This window comes from Methylobacterium sp. PvP105 (assembly GCF_017876975.1).
Lineage (GTDB): Bacteria > Pseudomonadota > Alphaproteobacteria > Rhizobiales > Beijerinckiaceae > Methylobacterium > Methylobacterium radiotolerans.
This window is the reverse complement of the sequence record NZ_JAGIPA010000001.1, coordinates 1,570,661-1,591,134: the sequence shown is the minus strand read 5'-3', so window position 1 is coordinate 1,591,134 and position 20,474 is coordinate 1,570,661. Positions and strand designations below refer to the sequence as shown.

Here is a 20,474-nt window from a genome sequence, read left to right as displayed (position 1 = left end):
TAGGGCATCACCCGGCCGAGACGATTCGAGCGCCGGGTTCGACGCCGCAGCGGTAAAGCTAGGGGCAGCGGTCGCGCCGTCCAGCGACGGCGCGGCAGGCCATCAGATCAGGGCGGCCAGGTCATCCGGGCAGGCCTCGCCGCGACGCAGGCAGGCGACGGGCGCCCCGGCGTGCCGGGCGATGGCGGCGGCCACGGTCGCGGCGGGCGCCGGCGCGTCCGGGCTCTCGCTGACCACTACGGCGCGCAGCGCCACGCCGTGGAAGCGCAGGGCCTCGCAGGCGGTGAGCGCGTGGCTGATCGCCCCGAGATAGCTCCCGGACACGAGCAGCGCCGGGAGGCCGAGGGCCCGGAGCCAGTCGAGGCCGGTGGCGGCCCCGGTGACCGGGCTCATGAGGCCGCCGACGCCCTCGATCAGCAGGGTGCCCTCCGTGCGGGCGATCTCATCCCGGCACCAGCCGACGAGGTCGGCCAGGTCCAGGGATCGCCCCTCCAGCACGGCGGCCTGATCGGGCGAGAGCGGTGCCGAGAACCGCCAGGGCGAGCAGGCCTCCACGGCCTCCTCGTCCAGGGCGAGGCCCTGCGCGTCCAGCAGCCGGGCGGTGTCGCTCTCGATGAAGCCGGGATCGCTCAGCGGCGGGACACCGCTCGCGAGCGGCTTCACCGTCCGGACCGCCCGACCCTGCGCCCGCAGGCTGCGGGTCAGGGCGGCGGTGACGTAGGTCTTGCCGATCTCGGTGCCGGCCCCGGCGATGAACAGCCCCCGCGCGGTCATCCCCGCCGCGATCCCCGCCTCAGGCCTGGAGGCTGCCGTGGCAGTGCTTGTACTTCTTGCCCGAGCCGCAGGGGCACGGCTCGTTGCGGCCGACGCGGCCCCAGGTGTTGGCGTCGGTCGGGTCACGCTCCAGCACCGCCCCGTCGGCCGCGAGGCCCTGGGCGGCGAAGCCGTAGGCCGGGCCCCCGCCGCCGTCGCTGCCCGAGCCGAAGCCGGCGTAGTCCATCTCGTTCTCGCCGGTGACCGGGTCGAGATGCTGGGCGAACATCGGCGGCAGCGCCGGACCGCCGGCCGGGAACTCCGCCGGCGGCTCCTGCAGCATGATCTCGACCCGCGAGAGCTGCGCGGTGACCTGCTCGCGCAGGGCGGTCACGAGCCCGTTGAACAGGTCGAAGGCCTCGGACTTGTACTCGTTCAGCGGGTCCCGCTGGGCGAAGCCGCGCCAGCCGATCACCTGCCGGAGGTGGTCCAGCGTCACGAGGTGCTCGCGCCAGAGATGGTCGAGCGTCTGGAGCAGGACCTGCTTCTCGATGTAGGCCGTGACCTCGGCGCCGTTCTTCTCCGTCCGCTCGGCGTAGGCTGTCTCGGCCGCCTTCAGCAGGCGCTCGCGCATCTCCTCGTCGGCGATGCCCTCCTCCTTGGCCCAGTCCTCGACCGGCACGTCGAGATTGAGGATCTCCTTCACCTGCTCGCGCAGGCCGGCGACGTCCCACTGCTCGGCGTAGGCGTTCTCCGGGATGTGCCGGGCGACGAGGTCGTCGATCACGCCCTCGCGCATCTCGTCCACGGTCTCGCGGACGCTGTCCTGGCCCATGAAGTCGCGGCGCTGCTCGAACACGACCTTGCGCTGGTCGTTCATGACGTTGTCGTACTTGAGCACATTCTTGCGCATGTCGAAGTTGCGCGCCTCGACCTTCTGCTGCGCCTTCTCGATCGCCTTGTTGATCCAGGGGTGGATGATCGCCTCGCCCTGCTCGAGGCCGAGCTTCTGCAGCATCCCGTCCATGCGGTCGGAGCCGAAGATGCGCATCAGGTCATCCTGAAGCGACAGGTAGAACTTCGAGCGGCCGGGATCGCCCTGACGCCCGGAGCGGCCGCGGAGCTGGTTGTCGATGCGCCGCGATTCGTGGCGCTCGGTGCCGATGATGTAGAGGCCGCCCGGCAGGTCCTTCTTCCGGCCCGCCGCCGGATCGGCCGGCTCGCCCGAGGCCAGCACCTTGGTCCGGTTCTCGGCGATCTCGGCCTTGATCGCCGCGATCGCGGCGTCGCGCTCCGGACCGTCGGCGAGATGGCCCAGCTCCTTCTCGATGCGCATCTCGAGGTTGCCGCCGAGTTTGATGTCGGTGCCGCGTCCGGCCATGTTGGTGGCGATGGTGATCGCGCCCGGCACGCCCGCCTCGGCCACGATGTAGGCCTCCTGCTCGTGGAAGCGGGCGTTCAGCACGGCGAAGCGCTTGGTCACCCGGCCCTCGCGGGCGGCGGCGTAGACGTCGGTCAGGGCGTTCGGGTCGGAGTAGTCGAGCAGGCTGTAGCCGGCCTTCTTGAGCATCTCGGCGAGGTGCTCCGACTTCTCGATCGAGCCGGTGCCGACCAGGATCGGCTGGTGGCGCGCATGCGCCTTGTCGATCTCGGCGATGATGCCCTCGTACTTCTCGCCGACGGTCCGGTAGACCTCGTCGTCCTCGTCGACGCGCTCGACCTCCTTGTTGGTCGGGATGTCGACCACGTCGAGCTTGTAGATCTCGGCGAACTCGTCGGCCTCGGTCGAGGCGGTACCGGTCATGCCGGCCAGCTTCTTGTACAGGCGGAAGTAGTTCTGGAAGGTGATCGACGCGAGCGTCTGGTTCTCGGGCTGGATCGTGACCCGCTCCTTCGCCTCCAGCGCCTGATGCAGGCCTTCCGAGTAGCGCCGGCCCTGCATCATGCGGCCGGTGAACTCGTCGATGATCACCACCTCGTCGTTCTTGACGATGTAGTCCTTGTCGCGGGTGAACAGCGTGTGGGCGCGCAGCGCCTGGTTCACGTGGTGGACGAGCGTCACGTTGTGGGCGTCGTAGAGGTCGCCCTCCTTCAGGAGGCCCGCCTCGCGCATCGCCTCCTCGATGAATTCGTTGCCCTCCTCGGTCAGCGAGACGGTGCGCTGCTTCTCGTCGAGGTCGTAGAACTCCTTGCGCAGGCGCGGCATCAGCGCGTCCACCGCCACGTAGAGTTCCGACCGGTCGTCCACCGGGCCCGAGATGATCAGCGGCGTGCGCGCCTCGTCGATCAGGATCGAATCGACCTCGTCGACGATCGCGAAGTTGTGCCCGCGCTGCGCCAGCTGGGACAGCTCGTACTTCATGTTGTCGCGCAGGTAGTCGAAGCCGTACTCGTTGTTGGTGCCGTAGGTGATGTCGCAGGCATAGGCCTCCTTGCGCTGCGCATCGTCGAGGCCGTGCACGATCGTGCCGACGCTGAGGCCCAGGAACCGGTAGACCTGACCCATCCACTCGGCGTCGCGCGAGGCGAGGTAGTCGTTCACCGTGACGACGTGGACGCCCTTGCCCTCCAGGGCGTTGAGGTAGACCGGCAGCGTCGCCACCAGGGTCTTGCCCTCGCCGGTCTTCATCTCGGCGATGCCGCCCTCGTGGAGCACCATGCCGCCGATGAGCTGCACGTCGAAGTGGCGCTGGCCGAAGACGCGCTTGGCCGCCTCGCGGACGGTGGCGAAGGCCGGCACGAGGATGTCGTCGAGGCTCTTGCCGTTGGCGAGTTCGGCCTTCAGCATGTCGGTGCGGGCGCGCAGGGCCTCGTCCGAGAGGGCCTGGATCTCCGGTTCCAGCGCGTTGATCTGCGCGACGCGCGGGCGGTAGCCCTTGACGCGGCGGTCATTCGAGGAGCCGAAAATCTTCTTGGCGATGGAGCCGAGCATCGTGGACCTGCGGACGCGCGAGCCCGCCCACGGGTGAGCGTGGCGGGCCGGCCTGGACGGAGTTGGCCGGGCTTATAGAGGTAAACATCGCCCGGCGCACCTGGAAGGGGCAGCCCTCAACGCATGCCGGTACGGTCACGGTTCCGGCACCGGCGAAATGGCCGCGCTTGCCTTCTCGCCCGACGCGGGCCACCTGTGCTGCGGCGCGACGCCCGGCCGATCCGGCGCGACGCCGAGACGTGAGCCGAGGACTTCGCCCGTATGCCGAACACCGCCCTTCTCCGGCGCGTCAGCGCGCTCGCCGTCATGATCGCGATGCCGGGACTGGCGCTGGCCCAGGCACCCCAGAAGGCCCCGACGCCGGCCGCCAACACGCCGGCGGCCCCCGCCGCGACGCCGGCTGCCGCGCCGAGCGCGGACGCGGTCGTGGCGAGCGTCAACGGCAAGCCGATCACCCAGGGCGACCTCGCCATCGCGGCCGATGACCCGGCCCTGTCGCTGCCCGGCGTCGACGAGGCGCAGAAGAAGAACCTGCTCGTCGACTACATGGTCGACCTCCGCGTCGGTGCGCAGGCCGCCGAGGCCGCCAAGATCGGCGACACGCCGGAGTTCAAGCGCAAGCTCGCCTATTTCCGCGACAAGCTCCTGCTCGACGACTACCTGGAGCAGGAGGCCAAGCGCGCGGTCACGCCCGAGGCGGAGCACGCGATCTACGACCAGACCGTCAAGCTGATGAAGCCCGAGGAGGAGGTGCACGCGCGCCACATCCTGGTGGACAACGAGGCCGAGGCCAAGAAGATCGCCGCGCGCATCAAGGGCGGCGAGGATTTCGCCAAGGTCGCCGCCGAGGCGTCGAAGGACCCGGGCTCGAAGGCCGAGGGCGGCGATCTCGGCTGGTTCACCAAGGAGCGGATGGTGCCCGACTTCGCCAACGCCGCCTTCGCGATGAAGGCCGGCCAGGTCTCCGACCCGATCAAGACCCAGTTCGGCTGGCACGTGATCAAGGTCGAGGAGAAGCGGACCAAGCCGCAGCCGACCTTCGACGAGCTCAAGGAGCAGATCGACCAGCACCTGATCCGCAAGGCGCAGCAGGACATGATCCTGAAGCTCCGCTCGGAGGCCAAGATCGAGCGCGCCGACGCGCCGCCGGCCGCGCAGACTGCGCCCGAACCGAAGAAGTAGCGCTCGGCGCCCGACCGGCGCGGCCCCCGGGGCCGCGCCCCGTCGTCAGTACGGCCGGTCCGGGACGAGGTAGCTGGATCGCGCTGGGGCCGGCTGGGGCGTGATCCCGAGGGCCGAGAGTTCGGCGCTGCGGCGCCCCTCGGCGATCCTGTCGAGCACCGCGATCAGCAGCCACGGACACGCGATGCCGATGAAGAACGCCATGTGATCCTCCCGCGCCGAACCTCTGGGCCCGCTCGGCTTGGGAGAAGAATAGGCGGGCCGGGCCGCGCCGCAAGCGGCATCCCGGCCGGGATCTCAGATCCAGCCCTGCAGCTCGCGGCGCACCACGTGCTCGATCACCCGCATGCCGAGGTCGCTGTCGTTCAGGCACGGGATGTAGGCGAAGCGCTCGCCGCCATTCTCCTCGAAGTAGTGGCGATTCTCGCCGTCGAGTTCCTCGAGGGTCTCCAGGCAATCGGCCGTGAAGCCCGGGGCGACGATCGCCATCCGCTTCACGCCCGACTTTGCGAGCTCCATCACGGTCTCGTCGGTGTAGGGCTTCAGCCACTCCTCGTTGCCGAAGCGCGACTGGAAGGTCACCCGCATCTTCTCCGGCGACAGGCCCAGCGCCTCGCGGATCAGACGCCCGGTCTTGTGGCACTGGCAATGGTAGGGATCGCCCTTGAGCAGGTAGCTCCGCGGCACCCCGTGGAACGAGGTGAGGATCACCTCCGGCTCGAAATCGAGCTTGGCCAGACCCTCGCGGATCGAATCGGCCATGGCGGCGATATAGACCGGGTCGTCGTGATAGGGCGGCGAGACGCGCACCGTGGGCTGCCAGCGCATGTCCATCAGCGCCCGGAAGGCCTGGTCGCAGGCCGTGGCCGAGGTCGCGGCGGCGTATTGCGGGTAGAGCGGCACCAGCAGGATGCGGTCGCAGCCCTGGTCCAGCAGCGCCTGGATCCGGCCGGCGACCTCGGGCTTGCCGTAGCGCATCGCCCAGTCGACCACCACGGACTCGCCCATCGCGGCCTGGAGGCGCTCGCACTGGCCGCGGGTGATCGTCTTCAGCGGCCCCTCGTTCAGCGCGTTGTTCCAGACGCTGGCGTAGTCGCGGCCCTTCGGGCCGGGGCGCTTCGTCAGGATGATCAGGTTGAGCAGCGGCCACCAGATCAGCCGCGGCACCTCGATCACGCGGCGGTCCGACAGGAACTCCTTGAGGTACCGGCGCATCGGCCAGTAGGACGTGCCCTCGGGCGTCCCGAGATTCATCAGGAGCACGCCGACGCGGCCCCAGGCCACCTTCGGGTGGTCGGCCGGCAGGGCGTTCGCCGCGGGCTGCAGCGGTGCGAGGGGCCGGCCATTCGCCAGCGCGGCGGGTTCGACGCGTTCGTTCATGGCAGCGTTCCGGCGCCGCGCGCCGAGATCCTTCCTCTGGTTTCCGATATCCGGCGGCCGGCGCGGACGCCTCGAGCTTGGCCGGAGCTTAAACCCCGTCGGGTGCGCCCCCATGTAGGGTGCGAAGCCGCCCGGCGAAGACCGGACGCGCCATGTCGCACCGCGATAGGCGGGACGCTCGACCCCAGTCCCTAAACACGGGCGGCTCCCGGCCGCAACCGCCGCGCCCGTGACGGTGCTCCCCAGCCCCCTATCTGGCCGCGGAACCCGACCGCGAGAGACCATGACCGACACGCCCGTCGCCGACGCCCTCACCGCCTTCCGCGCCTCGGGTTCGCCCTGGCTGAGCCTGCCCTTCTTCGCCGGCGGGGAGGCCGACGCCGTGGCGGCGCGGGTCGATGCGCGAATCGCCGCGGGCGCCCGCGTCCTGCCTTCGCCGGACCGGATCTTCCGCGCCCTGACAGAGACCCCGCCGCAGGACGTGCGGGCCGTGATCCTCGGCCAGGATCCGTACCCGACCCCGGGCGACGCCAACGGCCTCGCCTTCTCGTTCGTGGGCTCCGGTCGCCTGCCCGCCTCGCTGAAGGTGATCCTGGCGGAGGCGGGCTCCGACCGCGCCGCGGGCGGCGACCTGACGCCCTGGGCGCGGCAGGGCGTGCTCCTGCTCAACAGCGCGCTCACCGTCGAGGCCGGCAAGGCCGGGGCGCATCTGCGTTACGGCTGGGCCGCGCTGACCGACGAGGCGGTGAGCGCCGTGTCGGCGCGGCCCGAGCCCGCGGTGTTCCTGCTCTGGGGGGCCCAGGCGCGGGCCCGGGCCGCGCTGATCGACGCGACCCGCCACGGCGTGTTCGAGAGCGGACACCCCTCGCCGCTCAACCGCGCCCGGGATTTTCCGGGCTCCGACCCGTTCGGCCGGGCCAACCGGTGGCTCGCCGAGCACGGGCGTCGGCCGATCGAGTGGCGCCTCGGCTGAGGCCGGCGTCGATCCGGAGCGCGACCGATCACGGCTTGGCGGGCTCGGCGGGCTTCGCAGGCGCGGCCGGCTCCTGGCCCGCGGGCAGGAGCACGTTCTTGGCCACCGTGCCCTCGGGTCCGTACTCGCCGGCCACCGCGAGGCAGGCCTGGTCGCGGTTCTGCGCCATCTGGTTCGACATCAGCGTGAACATGGTCTGCACCCGGTTGCCGAACGGCCCCCGCGGCTGGACGTCGCCGATCTGCACGTTCTGCTTCGCCAGCAACGCCTCGAACTGGTCGCTGCCGATCCGATAGCCGCAGACGTTCGAGGCCGCGAAGATGTAGGCGGCGAATTCCAGCGCCCGCGGCGACGGGGCGTTCCGGATCTGCGCCTGCGCCGGCAGGGCCGCGAGCGTGGCGGCGGCGAGGAGAGAGATCCGGGTCGTTGTGGGACGCATGCGCGGCGGTTCCTCGATCGTGGGCGGCCTCTGGCGGGCGGCCTCTGGCGCGCGGGACATAGGCCGGACTCGCGCGCGCGCCAATGCGACCGAAGATGCGGCCCGAGATGCCGACGATTCGCCCGTCGCCGTTCACGGCCCGTTGGCCATGGCGGCAGTCGCCGGCCCGCGCGCCGACGAAAATGCGGTCGTTTTTCGGCGGAACGCCGGCGCGTGAGAGAGTGTTAACCTGCTCGCGTCACGCCAGGACCTGCAGTGTGTCCAGATTCAGGCGGTCCGCATCGCATGTACGGCGTCCATTCCCCGGCGGCCTCCATCCCTCTTTTGGCTCGAGACGCCGACCGGCGCGCCCGGCCGGGCGCGCAAGGAGTCGCCAACGCGGAGCGGCGTGTCGGGCCGGCCGTGCCGGTCGCCGCGATCTGTCCGCACCGCTTCTCGCGCTGGGCCTGGGGCGAGGGCCTGCGGGCCGGGCAGACCGTGGCGCTCATGGTGCAGGATCTCGGGCAGGCGGAGGCCATGCGCCTCGGCCTCACCCGTCTCGGCCTGCGCGTCGTCTGCCTCGACTGCGCCGCCCGCGACCGGGCGCTCGCCGACAGCCTCTCCGAGGCGGGCCCCGTGCTGGTGGTCGTCGATACCGCGCTCGCCGATGCCTATGCCGGCGTGATGGGCCGGCTCGACGCCTATCCCACGCTGTGGTGGAACGGGCCTGGCGCCGACTACGCGAGCCTCGACCTCGCCCTGGCCGAGCAGGCCTGACAGCCGGCTCATCGCGGAGGCCGGGCCGCGGCGCCGTCGCGAACCGGAAACCCGCGTGCTACCGTCTGGCGACGCGACCGGCCCCGCCGCAGGGAGGCCGGCGCCGGGAGACGCCGCCATGACCGCAGCCCTTGCCACGGCCCCCGCCGCCACCCCGGAGGCGCCTGTGCTGCTGCGCAGCGACGCCGACGGCGTCGCGACCCTGACGCTGAACCGGCCGCAGGCCCGCAACGCCCTGTCGATGGCCCTGATGGGCGCGCTCCAGGCGCAGCTCGACGCGATCCGCGCGGATCCGTCCGTGCGGGTCGTGATCCTGCAGGGGGCAGGCCCCGCCTTCTGCGCCGGGCACGACCTCAAGGAGATGCGCGCCGACCCGTCCCGGGAGGCCACCGAGGCGGTGTTCCGCACCTGCGCCCGGCTGATGCTGAGCCTCGCGCGCCTGCCGCAACCGGTGATCGCCCGGGTGCACGGGATCGCCACCGCCGCCGGGTGCCAGCTCGTCGCCACCTGCGACCTCGCCGTCTGCGCCGAGACCGCCCGCTTCGCCACGCCGGGGGTGCAGATCGGCCTGTTCTGCTCGACCCCGATGGTCGCCCTGTCGCGGGCCGTGTCGCGCAAGGCCGCCCTGGAGATGCTGCTGGTCGGCGACCCGATCGACGCCGCGGAGGCTCTGCGGATCGGGCTCGTGAACCGCGCCGTGCCGGAGGCGGATCTCGACGCGGCGGTGAGCGCCCTGGCGGCCCGGATCGCCGGCAAGGCCCGGCGCGTCCTGGCGATCGGCAAGGAGGCGTTCGGCCGGCAGATCGAGATGAGCCTGGAGGACGCCTACGGTTACACGGCGGAGGTCATGACCCGCAACATGATGATGGCCGACGCGCAGGAGGGGATCGACGCCTTCCTGGGCAAGCGGCCGCCCCGCTGGGAGCCGTGAGCCGGCCTCCTGGCGCGATACGACGCAGGCGGTTCTGCGCGGCGCGCGTAGGTGATGGCGCCGCCCTGCTCTAGGATGAGGGCCTGTCCGATCCTGCCGGGCTCGGCGCCGCAACGCGGAACGGCTGATGAGCACCATCGACCTGCTCGGTCTGACGCTGTCCTTCTACGGCACGATGCCGCCGCCGCGGCCCCCGCGGCCGAACCGCAACGGTGCGACCTGGGCCGCCGCCGTGATCTTCGGAGGTGTCTGCATCGCGACGGTCGGGCCGATGATCACCATCTGGAGCTTCCACCGCCCCTACGCCGAGGCCAAGGCGCGCTGCATCGCCTCCGGCGGCCGGGTCCTGTACGGGGCCCTCGACGGCAGCGGACCCTATCGCTGCGAGCGGCCCGCGGCCGCGGCGGCCATTGCGCATCCGGCCAAGTCGGCGGATTGATCCGCCCGCCGCATGGGCTTTAGGTCGATCCGGCGCCCCCCGACGCGAACCCGGATAGCCGCACCTTGGAAAACGCGATCACCCGCTGGGTCCAGTCGACCGCCCTGATGCGGTCGGATGTCGAGGCCCTGCTCGGCTTCGCGCTGGCGATCGGCGTCACCCTGCACGCCCTGCTGCGCAAGCGCCGGGTCAGCGTGGCGGTGGGCTGGATCGGGCTCGCGTGGCTGTCGCCGATCTTCGGTACCGCCCTCTACCTGACCTTCGGCATCAACCGCGTCTCGCGCCGCGCGCGGCGGCTGCGGACCAAGCCCTCCGACGCGACGCAGCTGCCCGACACCGACGACGCCGTGGTGCCGGAGGCGCTCTGGCCCCTCGACCGGGCGATCCGGCGGATCACCGGCCTGCCGGCCTTCGCCGGCAACACCGTGCAGATGTTCCGCAACGGCGACGCGGCCTACCCGGTGATGCTCGCGGCGATCCGGGAGGCGCGGACCAGCATCGGCCTGTCGAGCTACATCTTCCGGGACGACGCCACCGGCCGCGAGTTCTGCGACGCGCTGGTCGAGGCGCAGGCCCGGGGCGTGAAGGTCCGCGTCATCATCGACGGGATCGGCGGCGGCTACTTCCGGGCGCCGGTCTACCGCCGGCTGACGGCAGCCGGGGTGCCGGCCGCCCTGTTCATGCACTCCGCCCTCCCCTGGCGGATGCCGTTCCTCAACCTGCGCTCGCACAAGAAATTGCTGGTCATCGACGGGCGGATCGCCTTCACCGGCGGCCTCAACATCTCCCACCCGAACCGCGTCGCCCTGAAGCCCGAGCACCCGATCCGCGACACCCATTTCCGGATGACCGGCCCCGTGGTCGAGCAGCTCGCCGCCGCCTTCGCGGCCGACTGGGCCTTCGTGGACGGCGAGATCCTCGACGGCCCCCCGTGGTTCGTCGACCTCGAGCCGTGCGGACCGAGCGTCGCCCGGGCCGTCACATCCGGCCCGGACGCGGACGTCGAGAAGATCGAGCAGGTCATCCTCCAGGCCCTCGCCTGCGCGCGCCGGTCGGTGCGCTTCGTGACGCCCTACTTCCTGCCCGACGAGCTGGTGACCGGCGCGCTCGCCCAGGCCGCGACCCGGGGCATCACCGTCGACGTCATCATCCCGCGGGTCAGCGACCACCCGTACATCGACTGGGCGACCCGGGCGCATCTCGATCCGCTGTTGCGGGCCGGCGTGAACGTCTGGCTCGACGAGCCGCCCTTCGACCATTCCAAGGCGATGGTGGTCGACGACATCTGGTGCTTCGTCGGCAGCGCCAACTGGGACATGCGCAGCTTCCGGCTCAATTTCGAGCTGAACGTCGAGATCATCGACGCGGACCTCGCGGCCCACCTCGACCGGTTCATGCGCGGCAAGATGGAGGCGCGGCTCAGCCGGGAGGATCTCGCCGCGCGCGGCCTGCCGCTCCGTCTGCGCGACGCAGGCGTGCGACTGCTGCTGCCATACCTTTGAACCGGGCAGGCGCGTGCGCCTCCGGCGCCGGGCCGAGATGGACGACGATCGGCCGGTGATCGGAGCGCCCCCGCGGCAGCACCGCGTGCGCGTGGCAGACGAGCCCGCGGGCGAGGCAGCGGTCGAGCCGCAGCGGCAGGACCTCGACCATCGCGTGGGTCGGTTGCCGCGGTCCGACATCGCGGAACCCCGGGATCAGCGCCGGGCCGACGATGTTGTAGTCGCCGAGCACGGCCGCCCGCGGCGGCAGCTCGCTGACGATGCGGCGCAGCTGGCGCCGGTTCAGCATCTGTCCGTGCGAGAGGTGGACATTGGCCACGCCGAACTCGCCGAGGTCGAGGATCTGGCAGACCCGGTGCACGAGGGCGCCGGAGGGGAGTGCGATGACCCGGGGCGGGGCCGTCCAGGGCTTCGGGCTCCACATGGCGAGCCCGTGGATCCGGCCCGGCAGGGGGGCCCAGGCGTAGTGGCCGCCGATGCGGTCCAGCAGGAAGCCGATGGCGCGGGTCGCCTCCTGCATCAGCATCAGGTCCGGCTTCTCCTGCGCCACGAGGGCGGCGACGTCGTCCACCGCCGCGCCGGTGCGCCGCAGCAGGTTCCAGCTCACGATCTTGAAGGGCTGGTGCGGCCGGTCTGCCGGGCGGATGGGAGTGACGGGTGACGGTGCGGGGTTGGAGCGGGCCGGGCGTGCAGAAGGATTCATCGGGCCGGTCTCGTACCTCAACGCGCGGCGCTCCCGCCACCGCCACGCTCTAACGCGCCCGGAGCCGGGACGTTCGACCGGTGCCGCGCCGTGATCGGGCTTGCAATCGGGCTTGCCGTGATCGGAAAGGGGCCGCGATAGCGGTGCCGCTCGCGGACGCGCCCGGGGCCGATCTCTTCGCCCCACAGCGCATCGCAGGACGGTGCTTGAGGCGGACCCGGTCGGCGGCCTAAGAGCCGGCACGGCGCTGCGCCGGCCGCTCCGCGGACCGCCGCGTGCCGCCATCCACCGATCCCGTCCGGAGGCCATGACGGCGTTCAGCTTCATCCATGCCGCCGACCTGCACCTCGGCAGCCCGCTGGCGGGGCTCGCCGCGCGCGACGCGGATCTGGCCCGTCGCCTCGCCTCGGCGAGTCGGCAGGCCTTCGAGGATCTGGTGAGCCAGGCGATCGAGCGGTCGGTCGCCTTCGTGGTGGTGGCGGGCGACGTCTACGACGGCGACTGGGCCGACACCACGATCGGCCTGTTCTTCGCCCGGCAGGTGGCGCGCCTCGACCGCGCCGGCATCCCGACGATCCTCGTGCGCGGTAACCACGACGCCGAGAGCGTCATCACGCGCTCGATCACGCTGCCGGCCTCCGTGCACGTCTTCCCGACCGCCCGCGCCGGCACCCTGCGCCTCGACGCGCTCCGCGTCGCGGTCCACGGCCGCAGCTTCCAGGGCCGGGCCGTCGAGGAGAACCTCTCGCTGACCTACCCGGCCGCCGTGCCGGGCTGGTTCAACCTCGGGGTCCTGCACACATCCTGCACCGGCCACGCGGCCCACGAGACCTACGCCCCCTGCTCGGTCGCCGACCTCGCGACCCGGGGCTACGAGTACTGGGCGCTCGGCCACATCCACGAGTACGCGGAGCTGTCCCGGGATCCCTGGATCGTGTTCCCCGGCAATCTCCAGGGCCGGAGCGTGCGCGAGTGCGGCGAGAAGGGGGCCGTCGTGGTCGACGTCGCCGACGGTCGGGTGACGGGGGTGAGCCGCCTGCCCCTTGACCGGGCGCGGTTCGAGCGCGTCACGGTCGATCTCGGGGCGGTGGCCGACGCGCGCGGCGCCGTCGAGGCCGTCGAGGCGGCGCTGGCGCCCCTGGCGCCGATCGCGGCGCGCCGGCTGCTCCTGGTCCGCGTCCACCTCGCCGGGACGACGCGGGCCCACGACGCCCTCGCGGCCGACCGCGAGTCCCTGACGGCCGAGATCCAGGCGGCCGCGCACCGGCTGCACGAGGACATCTGGCTGGAGCGCCTGAAGATCGAGACCCGCCGCCCGCGCGCCGCGGCGGAGCCGACCGGAGCCGCCATCGACCCCGCGGCCCTGCTCGCCGACCTCGACCGCGACCCCGAGTTCCGCGCGCGGGCGAAGGCGGCGCTGGCCGAGATCGGCGGCCGTATGCCGGGGACGGCCGCCGCGGAGGCCGACCTCGACGCGGAGTTCGACGCGCTCTGCGCCGAGGCCGAGGCGCTCGTCCTCGGCCGCCTCGGCGGCCGGCACTGCTGAGGCGCGCGCCCATGGACCCCCGATGCGCCTGATCCGCCTCGCCCTGGAGCGCTACGGCGCCTTCACGGACCGCACCGTCGCGTTCCGGCCGGACGCGCGCCTGCACGTCGTGCTGGGCGCCAACGAGGCCGGCAAGAGCACCGCCCTGGCGGCGGTCACGGACCTGCTGTTCGGCTTCGGCAAGACCACGCCCTACGCCTTCCTGCACGACATGCCGCAGCTGCGCCTCGGTGCGGAGATCGCCGCCGCCGACGGACGCCGGCTGTCCTTCCGGCGCCGGAAGGGCAACAGCCGCACCCTCATCGACGCCGCCGACACGCCGCTCGCCGACGACGCCCTCGCCCCCTACCTCGGCGGCCTGTCCCGGACGGTGTTCTGCCGGGCCTTCGGGCTCGACGCGGCGAGCCTCCGGGCCGGGGGCCGCGAGATGGTCGACGTCGAGGGCGAGGTCGGCGCGAGCCTGTTCGCGGCGGGCTCCGGCCTGCGCGGCCTCACGGATCTGCAGACGACGCTCGACGCGGAGGCCGACGCCATCTTCGCCCCGCGCCAGGCGAAGCACCGGACCTTCTACCAGGCGCTGGAGCGCCACGAGACGGCCCGGCGGGCGATCCGCGAGCGGGGCCTGCGCGCCGGCGACTGGCGCGCCCTGAACGACGACATCGCCGCGGCGGCCGCGCAGCTCGAGGCGCTCCGGGCCGAGCAGAAGGCCGGCGCGGTCGCGCGCGCCCGGCTGGAGCGGTTCAAGCGCGTCCGGCCGATCATCGCCGAGATCGACGCGCTGGAGCAGCGCATCGCCGCCGAGACCGACCTCGTCGACGCGGATCCCGCCTGGATCGCCCGTCTCGGGGCCGCCCTGGACGCGTGCCGCGCCGCCGATTCCGAGGCGGAGCGGGCCGAGGCCGCGCTCGACCGGGCCCGCAGCGAGGCCGAATCCGTCCCGGTCGAGCCGGGGCTGACCCACCGGGCGGACGAGATCCTGGCGGCGTTCAGCGGCACCAGGGAGTTCGAGAAGGGCGGCACCGACCTGCCCCGCATCGAGGGCGACGCCCACAAGGTCGGGCTGGAGCTGGAGCGGCTGCGCGCCCGGATCGGCGTGCCCGACCTCGCCGCGCTGGAGGCCCGCCAGCCCCCGGACGCCGCGCGGGCGCGAACCGAGCGGCTGATCCGCGACGGCCGGACCTTGGCGGCCGCCGAGGAGCAGGTCGCCCGCGACCTCGCCGCCGCCCGCGCCGAGCGGGAGCGCCTCGCCCGCGAGGTGGAGGCGGCGGACGCGGCCCGGGATCCGACCCCGCTCCGGGAGGCGCTGAAGCCCCTCGTCCGGCTCCACGAGTGGATCGCGGCCCGCGATACCCTGGACGGCGCGGTCCGCCGGGAGGCGGCGCTGCTGCGCAACCAGGCCGAGCGGCTGTCGCCCCCGGTCCCCGACCTCGCCGCCCTCGTCCGGACGCCCCTGCCCGCCCCCGACACGGTGGCGCGCTACCGTCAGCGCCTGGAGGCCAAGACCCGCGAGCACGAGCGAGCCGCCGACCGGTGCGACACGGCCCGCCGGCAGGTCGCGGTCACCCGGGCGCGGCTGCGGGAGCGCGAGGCCGGCCGGCCCGTCGCCACCCGGGAGCGGCTCGACGCCCTGCGGGCAACCCGCGACGCGGCGTTCGCGCCCCTGCGCGACGCTCTCGCGGCCGGCCGAGCGGCCGCCGTCGCCGAGATCGCGGCCTTCGAGCGTGCGCTCCTCGAGGCCGACCGCGTCGCGGACGAGCGGGCCTCCGACGCCGCCCGGGTCGCCGCCCACGCGGCCGACCTGGAGCGGCTCGCCGCCGAGGAGGCGGAGGCCGCGCGGGCCGACGACGTCCTCGCCGGTCTCGCCGCGGAGATCGCGGCGGGCGAGGCGGCATGGGGCGAGGCCTGGCGGCCCGCCGGCCTCGTGCCCGGGCCGCCGGCCGAGATGGCGGCCTGGCTCGCCGAGGTGGAGAGCCTGATCGAGGCCGAGCAGCGCCTCGCGGCGCAGCGGATCGAGGCCGACCGCCTCCTGGCGCGGATCGAGACCGCGCGGGGGCCCTTGGCCGACCTGCGTACCCGAGCCGGGCTCGACGCCGCACCGGACCTCGAGATCGCCGCCGCGCTGGACGGTCTCGAAGCGCGCATCGCCGCCCTGGCGAGCCGCTGGGAGGCCAATCTGCAGACCGGCGGGCTGCTGCGCGCCGCGGGACTCGCCGTGGAGCGGCTGGAGGCGAGCCTCGCCGAGATCGCTGCCCGTCGCGCCGCGTGGCGGGCGGATTGGGCGGCGGCGCTCCTGCCCCTCGGCCTCGACGGTTCGGCCGGTCCCGAGGAGGCGGAGGGCGCGCTGGAGGCGTGGCGAAGCGTGCCGGACCGGCTGGCGGAACGGGCCGCCCTTCAGCGCCGCTCCGCCGGGATCCGGCGGGACATGGAGGCGTTCCGGTCCACGGCGGCCACCCTGGTCGGGGCCCTGGCGCCCGACCTCGCGGAGGTGTCGTCCGCCGGCGCGATCCGATCGCTCCACGGCCGCCTCGTGGCCGCGCAGGCCCGCGAGGCGCGGCGCGCCGAGCTGGACCGCCGCCGCGACGAGGCCGAGGCGGCCCATCGCGCCGCCGCCGAGGCGCGCGACGCCGCGCGGGCGACGCTCGTCCGGCAGGTGGCCGAGGTGATGCCGGACCTCACCGCGGCACCGACGCCGGAGATCGACCGGCTGTTCGGCCGCCTCAGCGCGCGGGAGGCGCTGCGCGCCGAGCGCCTGCGGCTCCGCGGCACCCTCGCGGGCGCGGCCGACGGGCTACCCGAGGCCGAGCTGCGCGCCGGCCTGGAGACCTTGTCCCCGGAGGCGATCGAGGCGGAGCTGGCGCGGCTGTCGCTCGAGGCCGATGAGCAGGCCGAGCGCGGCCAGGTCATCTTCGCGGACCGCGACCGGGCGGAGCGGCGGCGGGCGGAGCTCGAGGGCGGCACCGGCGCCGAGCTGGCCCTCGCGGAGCGCAAGGCCGCGGAGGCGGATCTCCAGGCGGCGGCCCGGTCCTGGGCCGTGCTGCGGCTCGCCGGGCTGATGCTCGGGCAGGCCGTGGCCCGCCACCGCGCGGGGCAGCAGGATCCGCTCGTCACCCGGGCGGGCGCGCTGTTCAGCGCGCTGACCGGCGGCGCGTTCTCCGGCCTGGCGCAGATCTACGACGAGGCCGACACGCCGAAGCTCGCCGGGCAGCGTGCCGGGGGCGGCACGGTCGCGATCGAGGGCATGAGCGAGGGCACCCGCGACCAGCTCTATCTCGCCCTGCGGCTGGCCTATCTGGAGGATTACGCCGGTCGCGCCGAGCCGGCCCCGTTCATCGGCGACGACCTGTTCTCGACCTTCGACGAGACCCGGACCGGGTACGGTCTGGACGCGCTGGCCGCGATCGGCACCCGCGTCCAGCCGATCCTGTTCACGCACCACCGCCACGTCGCGGACATCGCCCGCGACCGGCTCGGCGACTCCGTCGACGTGGTGACGCTCTAGGGGGGCTGGCGGAGGGGGCCGATCCGCCCCCTCCCCGTCCGCAGCCGCTCAGGCGCCCGCGCCCCCGAGATAGCGCGCCTCCAGGTGGGCCCGGAACGCCGCCGTGCCAAGCTTCGTCCCGGTGGCGCGGGTGAGCAGGTCGTCGGTGTCGAGCAGGCTCCCCACCGCGTGCACGTGCGCGCGGAGCCAGTCCCGCAAGGGTCCGAAGTCGCCCTGCGCGAGGCAGCCCGGCAGCGCGGGCTCGGTCGTGCGGGCCGCCCGGAACAGCTGCGCGGCCGCCAGGGCGCCGAGCGTGTAGGTCGGGAAATAGCCGAACGCGCCGCTCGGCCAGTGGATGTCCTGGAGGCAGCCGACCCGGTCGTCCGGCACGGTGAGCCCGAGCAGATCGCGCAGCCCGTCGTTGAACGCCCCCGGCAGGTCGCGCACCGCGAGGTCGCCCGCGATCATCGCGGTCTCCAGCCGGTAGCGCAGGAGGATGTGGGCCGGGTAGGTCGCCTCGTCGGCATCCACCCGGATGAAGCCCGGCGCGACCCGGGTGTTGAGCGCGTGAAGGTTCTCCGGCGACCATTCCGGCCCGGAACGCCCGAACGCCGCCTGCAGGAGCGGCGCCAGGAAGGTGAAGAACTCCCGGCTCCGGCAGGCCTGCATCTCGACGATGAGCGACTGGCTCTCGTGCAGGCTCATGCCGCGCGCCGCGCCGACCGGCTGGTTCCGCCACGCCGCGGGCCGGCCCTGCTCGTAGAGGGCGTGCCCGGTCTCGTGGAGAACGCCCATCAGTGCCCGGCCGAAATCGGCCGCGTCGTAGCGGGTCGTGATCCGCACGTCGTCGGTGGCGCCGCCGCAGAACGGGTGCAGGCTGATGTCGAGCCGGCCGCGGGTGAAGTCGAAGCCCACCGCCTTCATCAGCGTCAGGCCGAGATCGCGCTGCACCGTCACGTCGAATGGCCCGTCGAGCGGGAGCGGCGCCGGCCGGGACGCCTGGATCTCCCGGGCGCGGGCGATCAGGTCCGGCAGCCAGCCGGTCAGATCCGCGAAGAGCGGGTCGATGGTCGCCCGGCGCATGCCGGGATCGTAGCTGTCGAGCAGCGCGTCGTAGGGATCGAGGCCGAGGGCCGCGCCCTTCGCCTGGCCGATCTCCCGCTGGAGCCGCAGAACCTCGGCGAGGTGGGGTTCGAGGCGGGCGAAGTCGGCGTCGCGCCGCGCCTCGCGCCAGACCATCTCGGAGCGGGACACGGCGCGGGAGCTCGCCTCGACGAGGTCGCGGGGCACCGCGGTGGCGTGGGCCTGGGCGCGGCGCATCTCCCGCAGGTTGGCGGCGGCCCAGGGTTCGAGGTCCTCGGCCTGCTCGGCCGCCGCCAGCTCCTCGGCGGCCTCGGGGGCGGTGAGCATCCCGTGGGCGAGCCCGCGCAGGATCGCGAGCTGGTCGCCGCGGGCCTCGGCGGCACCCTCCGGCATCAGGGTCTGCGCGTCCCAGCCGAGGATCCCGGCCGCGCCCTCGAGGGCGGCGAGCCGGGCGAAGCGCTGTTCGAGGGTCTGATAGGCGGTCATGCGGTCTCCGTCGGAAAGGTCTCGCGGCGCGACGCTGCGGCTCTCACCCCGCCTGAAGCATCTCCAGTTCCAGCCAGCGGTCCTCCGCCTGCGACAGCTCGGTCTCGGCCTGGGCCAGCATGGTCGAGGCCTTGTCGAACCGCGCCGGGTCGCGGGCGTAGAGCTCGGGGTCGGCGAGGATCGTCCGGAGCTGGGCGATCGCCGCCTCCAGCTTCTCGATGCGGGCCGGCAGGGTCTTCAACTCGTGCTGGTCCTTGAAGCCGAGCTTGGGCTTGCCCGACGGCTGGGCCGCCGGAGCGGCGCGCTCGCGCGGCTCCTTGGTCTTCGGCGCGACGGTGCGCGCCTCGACGCCCTGCCCGCGCTGGACCAGCATGTCGCTGTAGCCGCCGGCATACTCGACCCACCGGCCGGCGCCCTCGGAGACCAGCACGCTGCCGACCACGCGGTCGAGGAAGTCGCGGTCGTGGCTGACCAGGATCAGCGTGCCCTGGTAGTCGCCCAGCATCTCCTGGAGCAGGTCGAGGGTCTCGAGGTCGAGGTCGTTGGTCGGCTCGTCGAGGACGAGGAGGTTGGCCGGCTGGGCCAGGGCCCGGGCGATCAGCAGCCGGTTGCGCTCGCCGCCGGACAGCACCGAGACCGGCGTGCGGGCCTGCTCGGGCGTGAACAGGAAGTCCTTGAGGTAGCCGATCACGTGGCGGCTCTGTCCGTTCACCGTGACACTGTCGCCGCGACCGCCGGTCAGCACGTCGGTGACGGTCATCCCGGGCTCCAGCACGGCGCGGGCCTGATCGAGCACCACCGGCAGCAGGTTCGTACCGAGCACGACCTGCCCGGCATCCGGCGCGAGCCGGCCCATGAGCAGGTTGATCAGGGTGCTCTTGCCCGCGCCGTTCGCCCCGACGATGCCGAGCCGGTCGCCCCGCATCACCCGCAGGGACAGGCCGTCGACGATCTTGCGCTCGCCGTAGCTCTTCGCGATGTCGCGGGCCTCGACGACGAGGCTTCCCGAGGATTCCGCGTCGGAGGCCTGCATGCTGACGCTGCCCACCGGGCGACGCACCTCGCGGCGGTTCTTGCGCAGCTCGTGCAGGTTGCCGAGCCGGCGGACATTGCGCTTGCGCCGCGCGGTGACCCCGTAGCGCAGCCAGTGCTCCTCGGCGGCGATCTTGCGGTCGAGCTTGTGCTGGTCCCGCTCCTCCTCCTCGAAGAAGGCGTCGCGCCACGCCTCGAAGCTGGAGAAGCCCTGGTCGATCCGGCGCGTCTCGCCGCGGTCGAGCCAGATCGTGGCCCGGGACAGCGCCGAGAGGAAGCGCCGGTCGTGGCTGATGAGTACGAGGGCCGCGCGGGTGCCCTTCAGCTCCGTCTCGAGCCACTCGATCGCCGGCAGGTCGAGGTGGTTGGTGGGCTCGTCGAGGAGCAGCACGTCGGGCTCCGGAGCGAGCGCCTGCGCCAGCGCGGTGCGGCGTCCCTCGCCGCCGGAGAGCTTGCTCGGATCCTCCTCGCCGGTCAGGCCGAGGCTCTCCAGCAGGTAGCGGGCGCGGTGGGTCGATTCGCCCGGCGGCAGGCCGGCCTCGACGAAGTCCAGGGTCGTGGAGAAGCCCGTGAAGTCGGGTTCCTGCGCGAGGTAGCGGATCGTCGTGCCGGGCTGGACGAATCGCCGGCCCCGGTCGGGCTCCGCGAGGCCCGCGGCGATCTTCATGAGCGTCGACTTCCCGGACCCGTTCCGGCCGACGAGGCAGGTGCGCTCGCCCGGCGCGATGGCGAGGCTCGCGCTCGTGATCAGCGGCGTGCCGCCGAAGGTGAGCGCGACGTCCTGGAGGGTGAGGAGCGGGGGAGCGGCCATGGGCCGGCTTATGGCAGCGTGGGGCGGCCTGTTCAAACGGCGCCGCCC

At 73.2% G+C, this 20,474-nt stretch carries 16 protein-coding genes; 8 read left to right on the top strand and 8 right to left on the bottom strand.

Features of this window, described 5'->3' with window-relative positions:
- Positions 1-102: 102 nt before the first annotated feature.
- Entirely contained in the window at positions 103-774 is a 672-nt protein-coding gene (gene bioD / locus J3A75_RS07635; protein ID WP_209649910.1) for a dethiobiotin synthase, read from the bottom strand.
- A gap of 19 nt (positions 775-793) precedes the next feature.
- Positions 794-3,685, bottom strand: coding sequence for a preprotein translocase subunit SecA (gene secA, locus J3A75_RS07630; RefSeq protein WP_012317741.1), 2,892 nt, complete (start codon positions 3,683-3,685; stop codon positions 794-796).
- Positions 3,686-3,946: 261 nt separating this feature from the next.
- Between secA and J3A75_RS07625 the strand changes: the two genes are divergently transcribed.
- On the top strand, positions 3,947-4,867 hold the full coding sequence (locus tag J3A75_RS07625) for a peptidylprolyl isomerase (RefSeq protein ID WP_029360420.1): 921 nt from the start codon (positions 3,947-3,949) through the stop codon (positions 4,865-4,867).
- Positions 4,868-4,912: 45 nt separating this feature from the next.
- Here J3A75_RS07625 and J3A75_RS07620 read toward each other — a convergent pair whose 3' ends face one another.
- A complete protein-coding gene (locus J3A75_RS07620) occupies positions 4,913-5,071 on the bottom strand; it encodes a hypothetical protein (RefSeq protein ID WP_175654125.1) in 159 nt (52 codons plus the stop codon).
- Between the two features lie 93 nt (positions 5,072-5,164).
- A complete protein-coding gene (gene hemH, locus J3A75_RS07615) occupies positions 5,165-6,247 on the bottom strand; it encodes a ferrochelatase (RefSeq protein WP_012317738.1) in 1,083 nt (360 codons plus the stop codon).
- A gap of 283 nt (positions 6,248-6,530) precedes the next feature.
- Between hemH and J3A75_RS07610 the strand changes: the two genes are divergently transcribed.
- A complete protein-coding gene (locus J3A75_RS07610; protein ID WP_209649908.1) occupies positions 6,531-7,220 on the top strand; it encodes a uracil-DNA glycosylase in 690 nt (229 codons plus the stop codon).
- 28 nt (positions 7,221-7,248) lie between these two features.
- Here J3A75_RS07610 and J3A75_RS07605 read toward each other — a convergent pair whose 3' ends face one another.
- The gene (locus J3A75_RS07605; RefSeq protein ID WP_012317736.1) at positions 7,249-7,659 is read right to left on the bottom strand and encodes a hypothetical protein; all 411 of its coding nucleotides are present in this window, start codon (positions 7,657-7,659) and stop codon (positions 7,249-7,251) included.
- 402 nt (positions 7,660-8,061) lie between these two features.
- Here J3A75_RS07605 and J3A75_RS07600 point away from each other — a divergent pair, with 402 nt between their 5' ends.
- The 4 genes from J3A75_RS07600 (at position 8,062) to J3A75_RS07585 (ending at position 11,287) form a co-directional block, all read left to right on the top strand.
- Positions 8,062-8,415: an AMP-dependent synthetase gene (locus J3A75_RS07600; protein ID WP_245364352.1), complete on the top strand. Its 354-nt coding sequence runs from the start codon at positions 8,062-8,064 to the stop codon at positions 8,413-8,415.
- 118 nt (positions 8,416-8,533) lie between these two features.
- Complete coding sequence (locus J3A75_RS07595; protein ID WP_076729429.1) at positions 8,534-9,346, top strand: enoyl-CoA hydratase; 813 nt, start codon at positions 8,534-8,536, stop codon at positions 9,344-9,346.
- Positions 9,347-9,473: 127 nt separating this feature from the next.
- Positions 9,474-9,785, top strand: a complete 312-nt coding sequence (locus J3A75_RS07590) for a hypothetical protein (protein WP_209649904.1) — start codon at positions 9,474-9,476, stop codon at positions 9,783-9,785.
- A 65-nt stretch (positions 9,786-9,850) separates the two neighbouring features.
- Positions 9,851-11,287, top strand: coding sequence for a phospholipase D-like domain-containing protein (locus J3A75_RS07585; RefSeq protein WP_029360418.1), 1,437 nt, complete (start codon positions 9,851-9,853; stop codon positions 11,285-11,287).
- Here J3A75_RS07585 and J3A75_RS07580 read toward each other — a convergent pair.
- Positions 11,205-11,990 (bottom strand): endonuclease/exonuclease/phosphatase family protein, encoded by a 786-nt coding sequence (locus J3A75_RS07580; RefSeq protein WP_209649902.1) that lies wholly within the window; start codon positions 11,988-11,990, stop codon positions 11,205-11,207. The genes J3A75_RS07585 and J3A75_RS07580 overlap by 83 nt on opposite strands.
- A 307-nt stretch (positions 11,991-12,297) precedes the next feature.
- Here J3A75_RS07580 and J3A75_RS07575 point away from each other — a divergent pair, with 307 nt between their 5' ends.
- Positions 12,298-13,536 carry a DNA repair exonuclease gene (locus J3A75_RS07575; protein ID WP_209649900.1) on the top strand — a complete coding sequence of 413 codons (1,239 nt, stop codon included), beginning with the start codon at positions 12,298-12,300 and terminating at the stop codon, positions 13,534-13,536.
- Positions 13,537-13,558: 22 nt separating this feature from the next.
- Positions 13,559-17,035: an ATP-binding protein gene (locus tag J3A75_RS07570; protein ID WP_209649898.1), complete on the top strand. Its 3,477-nt coding sequence runs from the start codon at positions 13,559-13,561 to the stop codon at positions 17,033-17,035.
- 48 nt (positions 17,036-17,083) lie between these two features.
- On the opposite strand, the gene J3A75_RS07565 is transcribed toward J3A75_RS07570, so the two are convergent.
- Complete coding sequence (locus tag J3A75_RS07565) at positions 17,084-18,583, bottom strand: carboxypeptidase M32 (RefSeq protein ID WP_209649896.1); 1,500 nt, start codon at positions 18,581-18,583, stop codon at positions 17,084-17,086.
- A 43-nt stretch (positions 18,584-18,626) separates the two neighbouring features.
- Complete coding sequence (locus J3A75_RS07560) at positions 18,627-20,426, bottom strand: ATP-binding cassette domain-containing protein (protein ID WP_043073167.1); 1,800 nt, start codon at positions 20,424-20,426, stop codon at positions 18,627-18,629.
- Positions 20,427-20,474 lie beyond the last annotated feature (48 nt).